Source organism: Bacillus sp. YP1 (assembly GCF_000877815.1).
Classification (GTDB): domain Bacteria; phylum Bacillota; class Bacilli; order Bacillales; family Bacillaceae; genus Bacillus; species Bacillus subtilis.
This window is the reverse complement of the sequence record NZ_CP010014.1, coordinates 1,961,805-1,979,465: the sequence shown is the minus strand read 5'-3', so window position 1 is coordinate 1,979,465 and position 17,661 is coordinate 1,961,805. Positions and strand designations below refer to the sequence as shown.

Genomic DNA, 17,661 nt, shown 5'->3' with positions numbered 1-17,661 from the left:
GTTTGCGTATCAAAAAAAATTTAAAAAAGCTGAAGCCTTATCAGCCTGGAAAGCCGATTGAAGCAGTGAAATCAGAATATGGCTTGGATAAAGTGGTGAAGCTTGCTTCAAACGAGAATCCTTACGGCTGTTCAGAGGCTGCAAAAGAGGCGCTTCATCATGAGATTCAACAGCTTGCCCTTTACCCGGACGGGTATAGCGCCGCTTTGCGGACAAGGCTCAGTAAGCACCTCAATGTCAGCGAAACATCACTTATTTTCGGCAACGGTTCTGATGAAATCATACAGATCATCTGCCGGGCATTTTTAAACGATAAAACAAACACGGTTACTGCTGCCCCCACTTTTCCGCAATATAAACATAATGCGGTCATTGAAGGTGCTGAAGTACGTGAAATTGCACTTCGTCCCGACGGCTCACATGATTTAGACGCCATGTTAGAAGCCATCGACGAACAGACACAAGTCGTTTGGATATGCAGCCCGAATAATCCGACTGGCACTTATACATCTGAAGGAGAATTACTCGCATTTCTGGAGCGCGTTCCTTCACGTGTCCTTGTTGTTCTTGACGAAGCATATTATGAATATGTCACAGCAGAGGATTACCCGGAAACCGTGCCGCTCTTAAGCAAGTATTCCAATTTGATGATTTTGCGCACATTTTCAAAGGCATACGGTCTGGCAGCGCTCAGAGTCGGATACGGAATTGCTGACGAGAGCCTGATTCGCCAGATTGAGCCGGCGAGAGAGCCGTTTAATACGAGCCGTCTGGGCCAGGCTGCGGCGATTGCAGCACTTGATGATCAAGCGTTTATTGCTTCCTGTGTCGAGCAAAATAATGCAGGCCTTCAGCAGTATTATGATTTTGCGAAAACTCATGGTTTAAAGTGCTACCCTTCACAGACAAATTTTGTGTTAATTGACTTTAAACGTCCTGCTGATGAACTGTTTCAGGCTCTGCTGGAAAAAGGCTATATCGTCCGGTCAGGAAACGCATTAGGTTTCCCGACATCACTCCGGATTACGATCGGAACAAAAGAGCAAAATGAAGAAATACTTGCCATTTTAGCTGAAATTTTATAAGAGGTGATCAAATATCACCTCTTTAGTCTATAAACCAGGTGATGACGTATGAATCAAATGAAAGATACAATATTGCTCGCCGGTCTCGGATTGATAGGCGGTTCGATTGCCCTAGCCATCAAAAAAAATCATCCCGGCAAACGGATTATCGGAATCGACATCTCTGATGAACAGGCGGTAGCGGCATTAAAATTAGGCGTGATAGACGATCGTGCTGATTCGTTTATTAGCGGTGTGAAAGAGGCAGCTACAGTAATCATTGCGACACCTGTTGAACAAACACTGGTTATGCTTGAAGAGCTGGCTCATTCAGGAATTGAACATGAGCTTTTGATTACGGATGTAGGAAGCACAAAGCAAAAAGTGGTTGATTACGCTGATCAAGTGCTGCCTAGCCGCTATCAATTTGTCGGAGGGCATCCGATGGCGGGTTCACATAAATCAGGAGTGGCCGCTGCGAAGGAGTTCCTGTTTGAAAATGCATTTTATATTTTAACGCCAGGCCAGAAAACGGACAAACAAGCTGTGGAACAGTTAAAAAACCTGCTGAAGGGGACGAATGCCCATTTTGTGGAAATGTCGCCAGAGGAGCATGATGGCGTTACAAGCGTAATCAGTCATTTTCCGCATATTGTAGCAGCTAGCCTTGTTCACCAAACCCATCATTCGGAAAACCTGTATCCGCTTGTTAAGCGTTTTGCTGCCGGCGGGTTCAGAGATATTACAAGGATTGCATCAAGCAGCCCGGCAATGTGGCGGGATATTTTATTACATAATAAAGATAAAATCTTAGACCGTTTTGATGAGTGGATTCGTGAAATTGACAAGATCCGTACATATGTAGAACAAGAAGATGCGGAAAATCTATTTCGTTATTTTAAAACAGCCAAGGATTATCGCGACGGGCTGCCGCTTCGGCAGAAGGGAGCGATACCTGCATTTTATGATTTATATGTGGATGTACCCGATCATCCGGGTGTAATATCCGAGATAACAGCGATCTTAGCTGCGGAGCGCATCAGTATCACGAATATCCGCATTATCGAAACACGAGAGGATATTAACGGGATTTTAAGGATCAGTTTTCAGTCTGATGACGACCGCAAAAGGGCAGAACAATGCATTGAAGCCCGGGCGGAATATGAAACTTTTTATGCTGATTGAGGTGGAAAAAATGAAACGAGATAAGGTGCAGACCTTACATGGAGAAATACATATTCCCGGTGATAAATCCATTTCTCACCGCTCTGTTATGTTTGGCGCGCTAGCGGCAGGCACAACAACAGTTAAAAACTTTCTGCCGGGAGCAGATTGTCTGAGCACGATCGATTGCTTTAGAAAAATGGGTGTTCACATTGAGCAAAGCAGCAGCGATGTCGTGATTCACGGAAAAGGAATCGATGCCCTGAAAGAGCCAGAAAGCCTTTTAGATGTCGGAAATTCAGGTACAACGATTCGCCTGATGCTCGGAATATTGGCGGGCCGTCCTTTTTACAGCGCGGTAGCCGGAGATGAGAGCATTGCGAAGCGCCCAATGAAGCGTGTGACTGAGCCTTTGAAAAAAATGGGGGCTAAAATCGACGGCAGAGCCGGCGGAGAGTTTACACCGCTGTCAGTGAGCGGCGCTTCATTAAAAGGAATTGATTATGTATCACCTGTTGCAAGCGCGCAAATTAAATCTGCTGTTTTGCTGGCCGGATTACAGGCTGAGGGCACAACAACTGTAACAGAGCCCCATAAATCTCGGGACCACACTGAGCGGATGCTTTCTGCTTTTGGCGTTAAGCTTTCTGAAGATCAAACGAGTGTTTCCATTGCTGGTGGCCAGAAACTGACAGCTGCTGATATTTTTGTTCCTGGAGACATTTCTTCAGCCGCGTTTTTCCTTGCTGCTGGCGCGATGGTTCCAAACAGCAGAATTGTATTGAAAAACGTAGGTTTAAATCCGACTCGGACAGGTATTATTGATGTCCTTCAAAACATGGGGGCAAAACTTGAAATCAAACCATCTGCTGATAGCGGTGCAGAGCCTTATGGAGATTTGATTATAGAAACGTCATCTCTAAAGGCAGTTGAAATCGGAGGAGATATCATTCCGCGTTTAATTGATGAGATCCCTATCATCGCGCTTCTTGCGACTCAGGCGGAAGGAACCACCGTTATTAAGGACGCGGCAGAGCTAAAAGTGAAAGAAACAAACCGTATTGATACTGTTGTTTCTGAGCTTCGCAAGCTGGGTGCTGAAATTGAACCGACAGCAGATGGAATGAAGGTTTATGGCAAACAAACGTTGAAAGGCGGCGCTGCAGTGTCCAGCCACGGAGATCATCGAATCGGAATGATGCTTGGTATTGCTTCCTGTATAACGGAGGAGCCGATTGAAATCGAGCACACGGATGCCATTCACGTTTCTTATCCAACCTTCTTCGAGCATTTAAATAAGCTTTCGAAAAAATCCTGAAGTTTTACTTCAGGATTTTTTATGCAGATCATAATTCGAGGCGAAAAAACATAGCTTGTCTTATAGAACGGATAGAAAAACGAAAAGGGGGGATGTGCTTTACTTACAAGCCGGCAGGTCAAAGAGCTGCTTTACTGTACAGAGGGCGATCTTCCTTTTTTCATTTTCTATCTCAAGATCTTTTGGTAAACTAATAAGACTCAATAATTCCCTTCCGTACAGAAGCATCTTATTTGCCGGGGGCATTCGTCTGAATTATGATAAGATTAACCCGAACAAATAAAGCTTTTTTTGTATGGTTGATGTTGTATAGGAAAAGAAAGGACCGGTCCGATTTGAATACATTGATTCAAGAAGCCATAAAATTAGTTGAAGCAGGTGAAACAGAAAAAGGCCTCAACACGCTCTCGAAGGCTGAAAAACAGCTGCATGATGAAGATAAAGCCATTGCAGCCCAGCTTTATTACGAGTGGGGCGATGTAGAAAAAGCCATTTCACTGATTAGTGATCTACATGATTTATATCCAAATGAAACAGAACTGACGAATTTCTACGCTGAACTTTTAATAGATATTGACGAAGAAGAAAAAGCCCTCGCTGTGCTGGAGACTATTCCGGAAACAGATCCATCATATCCGGAAAGTTTGCTGCTTATGGCGGATCTTTATCAGATGCAGGGGTTATTCGAAGTCAGTGAACAAAAGCTTTTCCAGGCAAAGTCCATTCTGGACAATGAACCTGTTATTGATTTTGCACTGGGAGAACTTTACTTTGCTCAGGGAGCCTATGCAAAAGCGGTTCAATATTTTAAAACAACGGCTGAGGAGCAGAGTGAGATCGGGGGCGTTAATGTCCATCAAAGACTGGCAGAATCGTTAAGTGCCTCAGGTGAATTTGAGGATGCCATTCCATGGTATGAGAAAGCTGTCGATGAGAATCCTGATCCTAATACGATTTTCGGCTATGGTTTTACAGCCTTACAGGCGGGGCTTGTGAAAACAGCTATTAAGCAGCTGTCTGATTTAAAGGAGCTTGATCCATCTTATACTTCACTTTATATGCCGCTCTCGAAAAGCTATGAAGCTGAAGGAATGTATGAAGAGGCATTAAAAACGGCAAAAGAGGGGATCAGATATGATGAATATAACAAAGAACTTTTCCTTTATGCCGCCAAAATGGCCTTAAAAATCGGGAAGTCAGAAGAGGGGAAAAAGCTGCTTCAGGAGGCGCTTGCGCTTGATCCGGGCTTTGTTGAGGCGCTTCATACACTTCTTGCCGTGTATCACAAAGAAGAGGATTATGATCAGATCATTGATCTTATTCAAGAGGTTCGAAGCTACGGTGAAGAAGATCCGAAATACAATTGGTATCTTGCAAGCGCATATACTGAATTAGAGCAATACGAGGAAGCAAAACAATCCTTTGAGGCTGCCTATCTTCATTACCGGGAGGATAGAGATTTCTTATATGAATACGCAAGCTTCCTATTAGAAGAAGGTCTTCAAAAAGAAGCGCTGCCGCTTTTGAAAAAGGTTCTTGAAATGGACGGAGCCAATGAAGAACTGGAAGAAACGATTTTGCGAATCGAGGATGAATTTTCTAGATAAGCAGGAATATTAACCATTCATGTGGAACATATAAGTATATAGATTATACGAACGATAGAGGAGGGAATTACATGCAGACCCCTGTTTCTGTCAATGAGAAAAAAGATTTTATCCGTTGGTTTTTAAACCATTATCAGTTAAAGCGCCGAGAGTGCGTTTGGATCTTGAACTACTTAATGAGCCATGATTCTCTCATGGAGAAGGTTCATTTTGTGGAGCAGGCTGAATTTTGCCCGAGAGGCATTATAATGTCAACACATTGTGTTGAAGAAGTTCCGTTCCGGTTCTATAAAGAGAATGTCATGACTACCGACGCGGAAAAATCTTTTCATGATATTAGATTAAATAAACAGCAAGATTTGTTTATCCAGCTTAATTTCCGTTCGGCTTACAGCTCACCTGAATATGCGGCGGTGCTGGAGTCCAACCCGCATATTCCGAAAAACCTTTTTGAGAATAAAAAAGATCAGGGATTGGCGGAACAGATTTTAGAGCACGCTATTTCCACATTCCAAAGAGAAAAATTATTAAAAGACATTGACGAGGCGTTAGATCGTCATGATAAAGAGGCATTTGAACAATTATCGCGCCAATTAAATCAGCTCACATAATATGACCAGCCTTGCAGTGAATTGCAAGGCTTGTTGCCGTAAAGGGGGAGAACGATGAGGTGGAGAATCACTGATGCCAAGGACTATTTACAAGCTAAGGATTACATTGATACCGCTGTCATACCATTAATTAACATAAGAGTTAATAACCATTTTAAAATGGCGGCGGAGAAAGGCGAGTTTACGCAGCTTCTCTCAGAAGAACTTGAAAGGCAGTTAAAGGGACGGGTATATTTACTTCCTCCTTATACATATGTTGATAGAAATGAAATAACCGTTCAAGGGCTTAAGGATTTGCGGGAAGAGCTGATAACGGAATTTCCGCATGTTGTCCTGCTCACATCTGACGAAAGTTGGAGAGCTGAGGATGCGTTAGGCAAAATGATTGTTACACCGTCTGTTCCATTAGAGCATTTAAATGACTCTTTAAAAAGAAAAATATTGGATGAACGCACTGCTGAAATTTTGAACGTTTTGTTACAGTTATGGAGCACTTCATAAAAACACTTACATTTCCTTATAAACAATATTTTGGCTATATTGACCTTGCTGAGAGATTCATATATTATGAGGGTGTCTAGAGTTATTGCAATATTTTCTATTTTAGTCAGTTTGCAGGGGTGACCTAGAGGGGGGAGAAGAGATGGGCGGAAAACATGATATATCCAGACGTCAATTTTTGAATTACACGCTCACAGGCGTAGGAGGTTTTATGGCGGCTAGTATGCTCATGCCTATGGTTCGCTTCGCACTCGACCCGGTATTAAAATCGACAGGGAAGCAGGATATGGTTCAGGTTGTCAGCGTTGATGAGTTGACAAAAGAGCCGCAGCGCTTTGATTTTAAAATTAATCAAGTCGATGCCTGGTATGAGTCAGAAGAGTCAAGATCAGCCTGGGTCTTCAAAAACGGGGATGAAATTGTAGCACTTTCGCCAATTTGTAAACATTTAGGGTGTACGGTGAACTGGAATAGTGATCCTAAAAACCCGAATAAATTCTTTTGTCCATGCCATTACGGACTCTATGAAAAGGACGGCACCAATGTCCCTGGCACGCCGCCGCTTGCGCCTCTTGATCATTATGAGCAAGAAGTAAAAGACGGCTTCCTGTATCTTGGAAAAGCAAAGCCTAAGGGGGAAGGGTGACATGCTGAACAAAATTTATGACTGGGTAGACGAGCGGCTTGATATTACACCGATGTGGAGGGATATTGCCGATCACGAAGTACCGGAACATGTGAATCCCGCCCATCATTTCTCTGCGTTTGTGTATTGCTTTGGGGGACTGACGTTTTTTGTAACCGTTATCCAAGTATTATCTGGAATGTTTTTAACGATGTATTATGTGCCTGATATCAAAAATGCCTGGGAATCGGTATATTATTTGCAAAATGAAGTGGCATTCGGCCAGATTGTCAGGGGGATGCACCACTGGGGTGCGAGCCTGGTCATTGTGATGATGTTTTTACATACGCTGAGGGTCTTTTTCCAAGGCGCGTATAAAAAACCGCGCGAGCTGAACTGGATTGTCGGTGTGCTGATCTTTTTTGTTATGCTCGGTCTTGGCTTTACAGGCTACTTGCTTCCTTGGGATATGAAGGCTCTGTTTGCAACAAAAGTCGGGCTGCAGATCGCCGAAGCCACGCCTTTGATCGGAACGCAAGTTAAAACGCTCCTTGCAGGGCATCCGGATATTGTAGGCGCCCAAACGCTGACTAGGTTTTTTGCGATCCATGTATTTTTTCTTCCTGCCGCATTGTTCGGGCTGATGGCTGCACATTTTATTATGATCCGGAAGCAGGGGATTTCAGGACCGCTTTAAACTCTTGATCTGCGAATAAAAGGGAGGGGATGACATGCACCGGGGCAAAGGGATGAAATTTGTAGGCGACTCAAGGATACCGGCTGAAAAAAAGCCGAATATACCGAAGGATTATTCGGAGTATCCCGGTAAAACAGAGGCTTTCTGGCCAAATTTCTTGTTAAAGGAATGGATGGTTGGAGCTGTCTTTCTCATCGGTTTTCTCGTTTTGACGATTGTGCATCAGCCGCCTTTGGAGCGGATGGCGGACCCGACTGATACTGGTTATATTCCGCTGCCGGATTGGTATTTTCTTTTCTTATACCAGCTGTTGAAGTATGAATACGCCGCCGGAAGCTTTACAGTGGTCGGCGCCATGATTATGCCAGGTCTCGCTTTTGGGGCCCTGCTTTTGGCTCCATTCCTAGACAGAGGGACAGAAAGAAGGCCGTGGAAGCGTCCGGTCGCTGTCGGTATGATGCTTCTGGCCATTTCCGCTGCTGTATTTTTGACGTGGCAGTCAGTTGCTACTCATGACTGGGCCAAGGCAGAAGAACAGGGGAAAATCACAAAAGAAGCCGACATTGACACCAATGCAGAAGGATATAAGGTCTTTAAGGAACAGGGCTGTATTTCTTGCCATGGGGATAACCTTCAGGGAGGAGCGGCCGGGCCTTCATTGGTTGACAGCGGGCTGAAACCGGATGAAATCAAAAAAATCGCTGTAGAAGGGAAAGGCAAAATGCCGGCGGGTGTGTTCAAAGGAAATGATAAGCAACTCGAAGAACTTGCAAAATTTATTTCTGAAACAACCGCAAAATAACGTATTGTGAATTGTCAAATGGAAGGATATACTTTTATTATCAAAAGCTGACCCGGCGTCAGCTTTTTTATTTGGACATATTATTTTTACAGACTGAGAGTTGATTCGATGTGAAATGGTTTCAATATGTATTAGGGCAGCGGCCGATGCTTATTCTTGTCTTAGCCATTAATTTTCTGGGAACGGTTTACGGCTACTATTGGTACTTGCCGCAGCTTTTGGAGACACCGGCCCGTTTCCTGATTTTTGTTCCGGACAGTCCGACAGCAACGTTTTTCTTTCTGTTTGTGCTGCTTGCCTTTCTCATGAAACGGAATGCTCCGTTCTTTGAGGCGCTTGCCCTAGTTACCCTCGTAAAGTATGGCCTATGGGCGGTGGCTATGAATTTTCTTGTGCTTGCAGTAACTGGTGACTTGCCGTGGGAGGGCTACATGCTAATTGCTTCGCATTTTGCAATGGCTGTTCAAGGCGTATTATACAGTCCGTATTTTCGTTTTTCATTTTGGCATCTTGCAATTGCTGCAGTCTGGACACTGCATAACGATGTCATTGACTACTTGTTTGATATGATGCCGCGGTATTCAATGCTTTCTGATTATATGACTGAAATAGGATACGGAACATTTTGGCTAAGCATCTTCTCAATCGCGCTTGCTTACTTTCTTGTGGTCTCAAAAAAGCAAACGAAGCTTGAGCTGATGTAAAGACAATGTTGGTCTATCCTTGTCCCTTTCTTCATATTCTGTAAGGAGAGAGAGTGGGAGGGACCTGCATGAAACGAAAGCTGACGATCTGTTTGTTGATTGCACTTATTTTTTATAATGGAAATGCCAAGGCTGCAGAGCGGGGAAGCCTCGAGGAATTGAATGATTTATCCGATACAGTCTTTCAAATGACCCGACAGGCGAAATATGAAGAGGCGCTTCAAGTCTTGGAGTATTTTGAAAAAACATTAAAATCCGCTGAGAAAAAACAGCAAGACCCCATGCTAACGGGAGCCCAAATTCGTCAAATCACATTGGGCTATAATGATATGGTTCGGAGTTTAAAGCAAGCTGATACATCAGACACACAAAAACTCAGAGCAGCCGCGCAGTTCAGGATGCTGATGGATGCGGTTGACAATCGGTCTGACCCGCTTTGGGGCTCACTGGAAAAACCGATTATGGAAGCTTTTACTGAGCTGAAGCGAGATGTCCAAAAGAATGGAAGCACAAGCTTTCATGAAAAATGGAATGAATTTATCAGTTTATATGACTTGATTTACCCCAGTCTTACAATCGATGTATCAGAGGATCAGCTTGAAACAGTCGGAAAACATATAGACGTCATTGAGCAAGAGGAATTTCAGCAAATGACAGAGAGCACGAAGCTTGAACGGCTTTCCCTTCTTCAGCATGACCTGAAAAATGTGTTTGACAGGGTGGAGGAGGATGATGCCGATCCGTCTTTACTCTGGGTGATCATTACAACCGGCAGTATCATCATTACTGCTCTTACCTATGTCGGTTACAGAAAGTACAAGGCGGAAAAAAACAAGCTGAAAAAAAGGGACTACCCTAAATAAGGATGAGGGGCGGCAGTCAGCCGCCTTTTTTCTATTACATGTCAGCGCGGAAGCGGATTTTTATTTTCATCAAGCGTAAATCCTTCTCCGAGCACATCGTGAACATCGCTTACCGCTACAAAGGCATGGGGATCAATGGAGTTAATCACGCTTTTCAGCATCACCAATTCGTTTTTCGGCACCACACAATAAAGTACATCTATATCCTCTTTTGTGTAGGAACCTTGTCCTTTCAAAATGGTGACGCCTCGTTCCATTTCTTCAAGAATCTTTTTCTGAATCAGGTCGTTTTTCGAAGAGATGATCGTAGCGCCTTTAGCAGCGTATCCGCCTTCCTGAATAAAATCGATTAATCTTGCCGCTACAAATACAGCTACCAGCGTATACATCGCTTCTTTATAGGAGAGATAAGTAAGCAAAGACAAAATGATGACGCAGGCATCGAAAGCAAACATCGTTCTGCCCATCGGGATCCCAAAATACTTATTCACTAAACGTGCGATGATATCAACACCGCCTGTCGTTCCGCCGAACTTGAAAATAATTCCCAGTCCGGCTCCGATGAATACGCCGGCAAATAAAGCGGCGAGCGCTAAGTCGTGCTGAAGGGGCATATGTATTTCATATCGCTGAAAGATGCTGAGGAACAAAGACAAGGCTACAGTGCCGACAAGGGTATAAACAAACATTGTCCTGCCGAGCAAACGCCAGCCAATAAAAAAAATCGGAATGTTCAACACCAGGTTCGAGATAGAGGGGCTGATGTGGAAAAGGGCATAAAGCAAAAGTGTAATACCTGTAAAACCGCCCTCAGCCAGATTGTTCTGCATATTGAAATGAACCAAGCCAAATGAAAAAATTGCCGCTCCGATTAAAATAAAAAATATGTTTTTTAATCTAATTTCTCCAAGCATCACACAAAACCCCTTTTCCTTCCATTAGATAGCGTTTATATTATAGTGGATGAAAAAGAAAACAGCAAACGTGCTTAAACATTTGTCAAACGTATCTGAATTAGCTAACATGTAAGAGGATGATAGGAGGTTTCGTTCAGTGAGTGATAAAACAATGAAAGACATACAGGCTGAAGTAGACCGTTACATCGGCCAATTTAAAGAAGGATATTTCAGCCCGCTGGCCATGATGGCGAGGCTGACTGAAGAACTGGGCGAGCTTGCCAGAGAAGTGAATCACCGTTATGGAGAAAAACCAAAAAAAGCGACTGAAGATGATAAAAGCATGGAAGAGGAAATGGGCGATGTGCTATTTGTATTGGTTTGTTTAGCCAACTCCCTTGATATCTCTTTAGAGGAAGCCCACGACCGAGTCATGCATAAATTTAATACAAGAGATAAAGATCGCTGGACCAGAAAAGAAGAAGGAAAGTAGAGGAGATCGAGATGTCAAACGAAACAATTAAAGTAGTCATTGCGGGACCGCGTGGAAGAATGGGGCAGGAAGCTGTTAAATTGGCAGAACGAACACCTCATTTTGACCTTGTCGGGGCCATAGACCATACATACGATCAGCAAAAATTATCTGATGTGATGCCTGTTGAGTCAGATGCTTTCATTTATACAGATATCAATGCCTGTTTTACAGAAACACAACCGGATGTCTTGATTGATTTAACAACGCCCGAAATCGGAAAAGTACATACAAAAATTGCATTAGAGCACGGAGTCCGTCCAGTTGTCGGAACAACCGGTTTCTCAGAAGCTGATTTAAAAGAGCTCACGTATTTAACAGAAGAAAAAGGGATCGGAGCCATCATTGCGCCAAATTTTGCGCTCGGTGCGATACTGATGATGAAATTTTCAAAAATGGCTGCCAACTATTTTGAGGATGTTGAGATTATTGAGCTTCATCATGACCAGAAGCTTGACGCACCAAGCGGAACTGCGCTTAAAACAGCGGAAATGATTTCAGAAGTCCGTAAAGAAAAGCAGCAAGGACATCCGGATGAAAAAGAAATTCTCCCAGGAGCAAGAGGAGCGGAGCAAAACGGCATTCGCTTGCACAGCGTCCGTCTTCCGGGACTGATCGCGCATCAGGAGGTCATGTTCGGCATGGATGGCCAAACGCTTCAGATACGCCATGATTCTTATAACCGTGCTTCTTTCATGTCAGGCGTTAAACTGTCAGTCGAACAAGTCATGAAGATTGATCAGCTTGTGTACGGCTTAGAAAATATCATTGATTAGACGGGGGGATAAACAATGAAAATTGCTTTGATCGCGCATGACAAGAAAAAACAGGATATGGTTCAATTTACGACTGCCTATCAGGATATTTTAAAGAATCATGATCTATACGCAACCGGAACCACAGGGTTGAAAATTCAAGAGGCGACAGGTCTTCAAATTGAACGTTTTCAATCCGGCCCTTTAGGGGGAGACCAGCAAATCGGTGCACTGATCGCTGCCAATGCACTCGATCTTGTCATTTTTTTGCGCGACCCGTTGACCGCGCAGCCGCATGAACCGGATGTCTCGGCATTAATCCGGTTATGTGATGTGTATTCCATTCCGCTCGCCACAAATATGGGTACTGCGGAAATTCTCGTCCGCACACTTGATGAAGGTGTTTTCGAATTCCATGACCTTCTTCGGGGAGAAGAGCCGAATGTATAATGCTGACGTTCTTGCTTTTGGCGCCCACAGTGATGATGTCGAGATCGGAATGGGCGGCACAATAGCGAAGTTTGTCAAACAGGAAAAAAAAGTAATGATATGCGATTTGACAGAAGCGGAACTCTCTTCTAACGGTACGGTCAGTTTGCGTAAAGAAGAAGCAGCTGAAGCAGCCCGCATATTAGGCGCAGATAAAAGAATTCAGCTAACGCTTCCAGACCGCGGCCTAATAATGAGTGATCAGGCAATTCGGTCGATTGTCACTATCATCAGAACCTGCCGCCCAAAAGCGGTTTTTATGCCGTATAAAAAGGATCGCCATCCGGATCACGGCAATGCGGCTGCACTGGTGGAAGAAGCGATCTTTTCCGCCGGAATCCATAAATATAAAGACGAAAAAAGCCTTCCGGCGCATAAAGTCAGCAAGGTTTACTATTATATGATAAATGGTTTTCATCAGCCGGATTTTGTTATTGATATCTCGGATACAATAGAGGCAAAGAAACAAAGCCTCAACGCCTACAAAAGCCAGTTTATCCCGTCAAAGGATTCCGTTTCTACTCCTCTGACGAATGGGTATATTGAAATCGTTGAAGCGAGAGAAAAGCTTTACGGTAAAGAAGCGGGCGTGGAGTATGCCGAAGGTTTCTTTTCAAAACGGATGCTGATGCTTGATCATGATGTGCTTGGGGGCGAACAATGAGAAAACTAAAAATAGGAATCACATGCTATCCGAGCGTTGGAGGCTCAGGTATCATTGCGACAGAACTGGGGAAGCAGCTTGCTGAAAAGGGACATGAAATCCATTTCATCACATCAAGCATTCCGTTTAGACTGAATACATATCATCCCAATATTCATTTTCATGAAGTTGAGGTTAATCAATATGCTGTTTTTAAGTATCCTCCTTATGATTTGACATTGGCAAGCAAAATCGCTGAGGTGGCGGAACGGGAGAATTTAGACATTATCCATGCTCACTATGCTCTCCCGCATGCCGTTTGCGCCTATCTTGCAAAACAAATGCTGAAACGCAATATCGGCATTGTTACCACTTTGCATGGCACGGATATCACGGTGTTAGGTTATGATCCGTCTCTAAAAGATCTGATCCGTTTTGCTATTGAGTCATCAGACAGGGTGACTGCCGTCTCCTCAGCGCTTGCGGCTGAAACATACGATTTAATTAAACCGGAGAAAAAAATTGAAACGATTTATAACTTTATAGACGAGCGTGTGTATCTAAAGAAAAACACAGCGGCAATTAAAGAGAAACATGGAATTTTACCAGATGAAAAAGTCGTCATCCATGTGTCCAACTTCAGAAAAGTTAAACGCGTGCAGGATGTCATCCGTGTGTTCCGCAATATCGCTGGCAAAACGAAAGCGAAGCTGCTTTTAGTCGGAGACGGTCCGGAGAAATCGACAGCCTGCGAGCTTATCAGAAAATATGGCTTGGAAGACCAAGTCTTAATGCTTGGAAATCAAGACCGTGTTGAAGAGCTTTATTCTATTAGCGATTTGAAGCTGCTGCTATCTGAAAAAGAAAGCTTCGGTCTTGTCCTGCTTGAAGCGATGGCTTGCGGAGTACCTTGTATCGGAACAAACATTGGCGGTATCCCTGAGGTTATTAAAAACAATGTGAGCGGATTTTTGGTGGATGTCGGTGATGTTGCGGCAGCAACAGCCCGCGCGATGAGCATTTTAGAAGATGAACAGCTAAGCAATCGTTTTACAAAGGCGGCAATAGAGATGCTTGAAAATGAATTTTCTTCCAAAAAAATTGTCAGCCAGTATGAACAGATTTATGCCGATTTAGCAGAACCGGAGTGATCACATGGAAAAAGTTTTTATCAAAGCACTTCCCGTGCTCCGCATCTTAATCGAAGCGGGCCATCAGGCTTATTTTGTCGGGGGCGCAGTTCGTGACAGCTATATGAAACGAACGATCGGAGATGTCGATATCGCGACAGATGCGGCACCTGATCAAGTAGAACGGCTGTTTCAACGAACTGTTGATGTAGGCAAAGAGCACGGGACCATTATTGTGCTCTGGGAGGATGAAACCTATGAAGTCACGACATTCCGGACTGAATCTGATTATGTTGATTTCAGAAGACCGTCAGAAGTGCAATTTATCTCATCATTAGAAGAGGATCTAAAACGAAGAGATTTAACGATCAATGCGATGGCCATGACAGCGGACGGGAAGGTGCTTGATTATTTTGGCGGCAAGAAAGATATTGATCAGAAAGTGATTCGAACCGTTGGAAAGCCTGAGGATAGATTTCAAGAGGATGCGCTTCGTATGCTGAGAGCCGTACGCTTTATGAGTCAGCTTGGCTTTACGCTTTCACCGGAAACAGAAGAAGCCATTGCGAAAGAAAAATCACTCCTCTCCCATGTTTCAGTCGAACGAAAAACTATAGAGTTCGAGAAATTGCTGAAGGGAAGAGCTTCTCGCCAGGCGCTTCAAACGCTCATTCAAACGAGATTGTATGAAGAGCTTCCTGGTTTTTATCATAAACGAGAAAACCTGATTTCAACGAGTGAGTTTCCATTCTTCTCTTTAACATCCCGTGAGGAGCTTTGGGCTGCTCTTTTAATTAACCTTGGCATAGTTTTAAAAGACGCGCCCCTTTTCCTGAAAGCCTGGAAGCTCCCGGGAAAAGTGATCAAGGAAGCCATTCACATTGTCGATACGTTTGGCCAGAGCCTTGACGCAATGACAATGTACAGAGCTGGGGAAAAAGCACTGCTCTCAGCGGCCAAAATATCGCAGCTTCGTCAAAACGAAAAACTGGATGAAAAGAAACTGAAGGACATTCAGTACACTTATCAAAACCTGCCGATCAAAAGCCTTAAGGATCTTGATATCACGGGTAAGGACTTGCTTGCGCTTCGAAACCAGCCGGCCGGAAAATGGGTTTCGGAAGAATTACAGCGGATCGAGCAGGCTGTTGTGACAGGGAAGCTCTCCAATCAAAAGAAACACATAGAGGAGTGGCTGAAGACATGCGGTCAACATTAAGAAAAGACCTTATTGAATTATTTTCTCAGGCCGGCAATGAATTTATTTCCGGCCAAAAAATCAGTGATGCTCTCGGCTGTTCAAGAACTGCTGTGTGGAAGCATATTGAAGAGCTTCGGAAAGAGGGTTATGAAGTAGAAGCCGTTAGAAGAAAGGGATATCGGCTCATCAAAAAGCCCGGAAAACTCAGTGAAAGCGAAATTCGTTTTGGATTAAAAACGGAAGTGATGGGCCAGCATCTTATTTACCATGACGTTCTTTCAAGCACGCAAAAAACGGCTCATGAGCTCGCGAATAATAACGCACCGGAAGGCACCCTCGTGGTGGCTGACAAACAAACAGCCGGAAGGGGCCGAATGTCTAGGGTATGGCATTCTCAAGAAGGAAACGGTGTTTGGATGAGCCTGATTTTGCGGCCTGACATTCCGCTCCAAAAAACACCGCAGCTGACTCTTCTTGCTGCAGTAGCTGTTGTGCAGGGAATAGAAGAGGCAGCAGGCATCCAAACGGATATTAAATGGCCAAATGATATTTTGATTAACGGAAAAAAAACAGTCGGTATTCTAACGGAAATGCAGGCTGAAGAAGACCGCGTACGTTCAGTGATCATTGGGATCGGCATTAACGTTAACCAGCAGCCTAATGATTTTCCAGATGAATTGAAGGACATCGCGACAAGCCTCAGCCAAGCTGCTGGGGAAAAAATTGATCGGGCCGGCGTCATCCAGCATATTTTACTATGCTTTGAGAAACGGTACCGGGATTATATGACGCACGGATTTACGCCGATTAAGCTTTTATGGGAAAGCTATGCGCTCGGTATTGGCACTAATATGAGAGCCAGAACGTTAAACGGAACCTTTTACGGGAAGGCGTTAGGTATAGATGATGAAGGCGTTCTGCTTTTAGAAACGAACGAAGGCATTAAAAAAATCTATTCTGCCGATATCGAATTGGGCTAATGTGTTGGTACAAGCCCGTTGATTTTGGTATACTTCCATTGGGCAGTATCGCCTGCGAACTGCACCTATTATTAAAATAGATAGACATTGCAGCAGTCTGCCTTGATCCAAAAAAGGACTGGGACAGAGGGATGAAACTCGCCGAACTTTAGAAAGTGAAGAATCCTTCTCGTTGTAACGGAAGGTTTTTTGGCTTGCAGAAGAAAACGGCAGATCATCTCCTCTAAACATGAGGAGGAGAAAACATGAAAACAAAACTGGATTTTCTAAAAATGAAGGAGTCTGAAGAACCGATTGTCATGCTGACCGCTTATGATTATCCGGCAGCTAAACTTGCTGAACAAGCGGGAGTTGACATGATTTTAGTCGGTGATTCACTTGGAATGGTCGTCCTCGGCCTTGATTCAACTGTCGGTGTGACAGTTGCGGACATGATTCATCATACAAAAGCCGTTAAAAGGGGTGCGCCGAATACCTTTATTGTGACAGATATGCCGTTTATGTCTTATCACCTATCTAAGGAAGATACGCTGAAAAATGCAGCGGCTATCGTTCAGGAAAGCGGAGCTGACGCACTGAAGCTTGAGGGCGGAGAAGGCGTGTTTGAATCCATTCGCGCATTGACGCTTGGAGGCATTCCAGTAGTCAGTCACTTAGGTTTGACACCGCAGTCAGTCGGCGTACTGGGCGGCTATAAAGTACAGGGCAAAGACGAACAAAGCGCCAAAAAATTAATAGAAGACAGTATAAAATGCGAAGAAGCAGGAGCTATGATGCTTGTGCTGGAATGTGTGCCGGCAGAACTCACAGCCAAAATTGCCGAGACGCTAAGCATACCGGTCATTGGAATCGGTGCTGGTGTGAAAGCGGACGGACAAGTTCTCGTTTATCATGATATTATTGGCCACGGTGTTGAGAGAACACCTAAATTTGTAAAGCAATATACGCGCATTGATGAAACCATCGAAACAGCAATCAGCGGATATGTTCAGGATGTAAGACATCGTGCTTTCCCTGAACAAAAGCATTCCTTTCAAATGAACCAGACAGTGCTGGACGGCTTGTACGGGGGAAAATAA

The 17,661-nt window shown here is 44.0% G+C and carries 20 protein-coding genes; 19 read left to right on the top strand and 1 reads right to left on the bottom strand.

The features are described 5' to 3' along the window. The first annotated feature begins 2 nt into the window (after window positions 1-2). The 11 genes from hisC to ypjB all read left to right on the top strand — a co-directional run bounded on the left by hisC (window position 3) and on the right by ypjB (window position 9,956). Window positions 3-1,085, top strand: a complete 1,083-nt coding sequence (gene hisC, locus QF06_RS09505) for a histidinol-phosphate transaminase (RefSeq protein ID WP_043940144.1) — start codon at window positions 3-5, stop codon at window positions 1,083-1,085. A 48-nt stretch (window positions 1,086-1,133) separates the two neighbouring features. Further along, entirely contained in the window at window positions 1,134-2,249 is a 1,116-nt protein-coding gene (locus QF06_RS09500) for a prephenate dehydrogenase (protein WP_003230615.1), read from the top strand. A gap of 10 nt (window positions 2,250-2,259) precedes the next feature. Continuing rightward, entirely contained in the window at window positions 2,260-3,546 is a 1,287-nt protein-coding gene (gene aroA / locus QF06_RS09495) for a 3-phosphoshikimate 1-carboxyvinyltransferase (protein WP_003246068.1), read from the top strand. Between the two features lie 335 nt (window positions 3,547-3,881). Then, window positions 3,882-5,153 carry a tetratricopeptide repeat protein gene (locus QF06_RS09490; protein WP_003230620.1) on the top strand — a complete coding sequence of 424 codons (1,272 nt, stop codon included), beginning with the start codon at window positions 3,882-3,884 and terminating at the stop codon, window positions 5,151-5,153. 71 nt (window positions 5,154-5,224) lie between these two features. Next, window positions 5,225-5,764 (top strand): ReoY family proteolytic degradation factor, encoded by a 540-nt coding sequence (locus tag QF06_RS09485; RefSeq protein WP_015251820.1) that lies wholly within the window; start codon window positions 5,225-5,227, stop codon window positions 5,762-5,764. A gap of 54 nt (window positions 5,765-5,818) precedes the next feature. Beyond that, a complete protein-coding gene (locus QF06_RS09480; RefSeq protein ID WP_014480115.1) occupies window positions 5,819-6,265 on the top strand; it encodes a YpiF family protein in 447 nt (148 codons plus the stop codon). A gap of 142 nt (window positions 6,266-6,407) precedes the next feature. Next, window positions 6,408-6,911, top strand: a complete 504-nt coding sequence (locus QF06_RS09475; RefSeq protein ID WP_003230627.1) for a Rieske (2Fe-2S) protein — start codon at window positions 6,408-6,410, stop codon at window positions 6,909-6,911. 1 nt (window position 6,912) lies between these two features. Further along, on the top strand, window positions 6,913-7,587 hold the full coding sequence (gene qcrB / locus QF06_RS09470) for a menaquinol-cytochrome c reductase cytochrome b subunit (protein WP_003225560.1): 675 nt from the start codon (window positions 6,913-6,915) through the stop codon (window positions 7,585-7,587). Between the two features lie 34 nt (window positions 7,588-7,621). Then, window positions 7,622-8,389 (top strand): menaquinol-cytochrome c reductase cytochrome b/c subunit, encoded by a 768-nt coding sequence (locus QF06_RS09465; protein WP_003225562.1) that lies wholly within the window; start codon window positions 7,622-7,624, stop codon window positions 8,387-8,389. A 110-nt stretch (window positions 8,390-8,499) separates the two neighbouring features. Beyond that, entirely contained in the window at window positions 8,500-9,093 is a 594-nt protein-coding gene (locus tag QF06_RS09460; protein ID WP_021481535.1) for a lipoprotein heptaprenylglyceryl N-acetyltransferase LhaT, read from the top strand. 68 nt (window positions 9,094-9,161) lie between these two features. Further along, a complete protein-coding gene (gene ypjB / locus QF06_RS09455; RefSeq protein WP_003230633.1) occupies window positions 9,162-9,956 on the top strand; it encodes a sporulation protein YpjB in 795 nt (264 codons plus the stop codon). A gap of 41 nt (window positions 9,957-9,997) precedes the next feature. On the opposite strand, the gene QF06_RS09450 is transcribed toward ypjB, so the two are convergent. Then, entirely contained in the window at window positions 9,998-10,870 is an 873-nt protein-coding gene (locus QF06_RS09450; protein ID WP_003230635.1) for a YitT family protein, read from the bottom strand. A gap of 139 nt (window positions 10,871-11,009) precedes the next feature. Here QF06_RS09450 and QF06_RS09445 point away from each other — a divergent pair, with 139 nt between their 5' ends. From QF06_RS09445 to panB, 8 genes are all read left to right on the top strand, one after another. After that, window positions 11,010-11,345, top strand: a complete 336-nt coding sequence (locus tag QF06_RS09445) for a nucleotide pyrophosphohydrolase (RefSeq protein ID WP_004398044.1) — start codon at window positions 11,010-11,012, stop codon at window positions 11,343-11,345. Between the two features lie 11 nt (window positions 11,346-11,356). Further along, window positions 11,357-12,160, top strand: a complete 804-nt coding sequence (gene dapB / locus QF06_RS09440; RefSeq protein ID WP_041849967.1) for a 4-hydroxy-tetrahydrodipicolinate reductase — start codon at window positions 11,357-11,359, stop codon at window positions 12,158-12,160. Between the two features lie 15 nt (window positions 12,161-12,175). Continuing rightward, the gene (gene mgsA / locus QF06_RS09435; RefSeq protein ID WP_041849966.1) at window positions 12,176-12,589 is read left to right on the top strand and encodes a methylglyoxal synthase; all 414 of its coding nucleotides are present in this window, start codon (window positions 12,176-12,178) and stop codon (window positions 12,587-12,589) included. Next, the gene (gene bshB1, locus QF06_RS09430; protein WP_041849965.1) at window positions 12,582-13,292 is read left to right on the top strand and encodes a bacillithiol biosynthesis deacetylase BshB1; all 711 of its coding nucleotides are present in this window, start codon (window positions 12,582-12,584) and stop codon (window positions 13,290-13,292) included. Before mgsA ends, bshB1 begins: the two co-directional genes overlap by 8 nt. Then, the gene (gene bshA / locus QF06_RS09425) at window positions 13,289-14,422 is read left to right on the top strand and encodes an N-acetyl-alpha-D-glucosaminyl L-malate synthase BshA (RefSeq protein ID WP_041849964.1); all 1,134 of its coding nucleotides are present in this window, start codon (window positions 13,289-13,291) and stop codon (window positions 14,420-14,422) included. The genes bshB1 and bshA overlap by 4 nt, the downstream gene beginning before the upstream one ends. A gap of 4 nt (window positions 14,423-14,426) precedes the next feature. Then, entirely contained in the window at window positions 14,427-15,620 is a 1,194-nt protein-coding gene (locus QF06_RS09420) for a CCA tRNA nucleotidyltransferase (protein ID WP_038828590.1), read from the top strand. After that, a complete protein-coding gene (locus tag QF06_RS09415; RefSeq protein WP_003230650.1) occupies window positions 15,605-16,582 on the top strand; it encodes a bifunctional biotin--[acetyl-CoA-carboxylase] synthetase/biotin operon repressor in 978 nt (325 codons plus the stop codon). Before QF06_RS09420 ends, QF06_RS09415 begins: the two co-directional genes overlap by 16 nt. A 245-nt stretch (window positions 16,583-16,827) precedes the next feature. Then, the gene (gene panB, locus QF06_RS09410; protein ID WP_003230652.1) at window positions 16,828-17,661 is read left to right on the top strand and encodes a 3-methyl-2-oxobutanoate hydroxymethyltransferase; all 834 of its coding nucleotides are present in this window, start codon (window positions 16,828-16,830) and stop codon (window positions 17,659-17,661) included.

Bases quoted from the DNA above. Each gene is read 5' to 3' on its own strand.
- ypjB (WP_003230633.1), top strand. From the start codon at position 9,162: ATGAAACGAAAGCTGACGATCTGTTTGTTGATTGCACTTATTTTTTAT.
- QF06_RS09485 (WP_015251820.1), top strand. From the start codon at position 5,225: ATGCAGACCCCTGTTTCTGTCAATGAGAAAAAAGATTTTATCCGTTGG.
- qcrB (WP_003225560.1), top strand. From the start codon at position 6,913: ATGCTGAACAAAATTTATGACTGGGTAGACGAGCGGCTTGATATTACA.
- dapB (WP_041849967.1), top strand. From the start codon at position 11,357: ATGTCAAACGAAACAATTAAAGTAGTCATTGCGGGACCGCGTGGAAGA.
- QF06_RS09450 (WP_003230635.1), bottom strand. From the start codon at position 10,870: ATGCTTGGAGAAATTAGATTAAAAAACATATTTTTTATTTTAATCGGA.
- panB (WP_003230652.1), top strand. From the start codon at position 16,828: ATGAAAACAAAACTGGATTTTCTAAAAATGAAGGAGTCTGAAGAACCG.
- bshB1 (WP_041849965.1), top strand. From the start codon at position 12,582: ATGTATAATGCTGACGTTCTTGCTTTTGGCGCCCACAGTGATGATGTC.
- QF06_RS09500 (WP_003230615.1), top strand. From the start codon at position 1,134: ATGAATCAAATGAAAGATACAATATTGCTCGCCGGTCTCGGATTGATA.
- bshA (WP_041849964.1), top strand. From the start codon at position 13,289: ATGAGAAAACTAAAAATAGGAATCACATGCTATCCGAGCGTTGGAGGC.
- QF06_RS09465 (WP_003225562.1), top strand. From the start codon at position 7,622: ATGCACCGGGGCAAAGGGATGAAATTTGTAGGCGACTCAAGGATACCG.
- aroA (WP_003246068.1), top strand. From the start codon at position 2,260: ATGAAACGAGATAAGGTGCAGACCTTACATGGAGAAATACATATTCCC.
- QF06_RS09480 (WP_014480115.1), top strand. From the start codon at position 5,819: ATGAGGTGGAGAATCACTGATGCCAAGGACTATTTACAAGCTAAGGAT.
- mgsA (WP_041849966.1), top strand. From the start codon at position 12,176: ATGAAAATTGCTTTGATCGCGCATGACAAGAAAAAACAGGATATGGTT.
- QF06_RS09420 (WP_038828590.1), top strand. From the start codon at position 14,427: ATGGAAAAAGTTTTTATCAAAGCACTTCCCGTGCTCCGCATCTTAATC.
- QF06_RS09475 (WP_003230627.1), top strand. From the start codon at position 6,408: ATGGGCGGAAAACATGATATATCCAGACGTCAATTTTTGAATTACACG.
- QF06_RS09415 (WP_003230650.1), top strand. From the start codon at position 15,605: ATGCGGTCAACATTAAGAAAAGACCTTATTGAATTATTTTCTCAGGCC.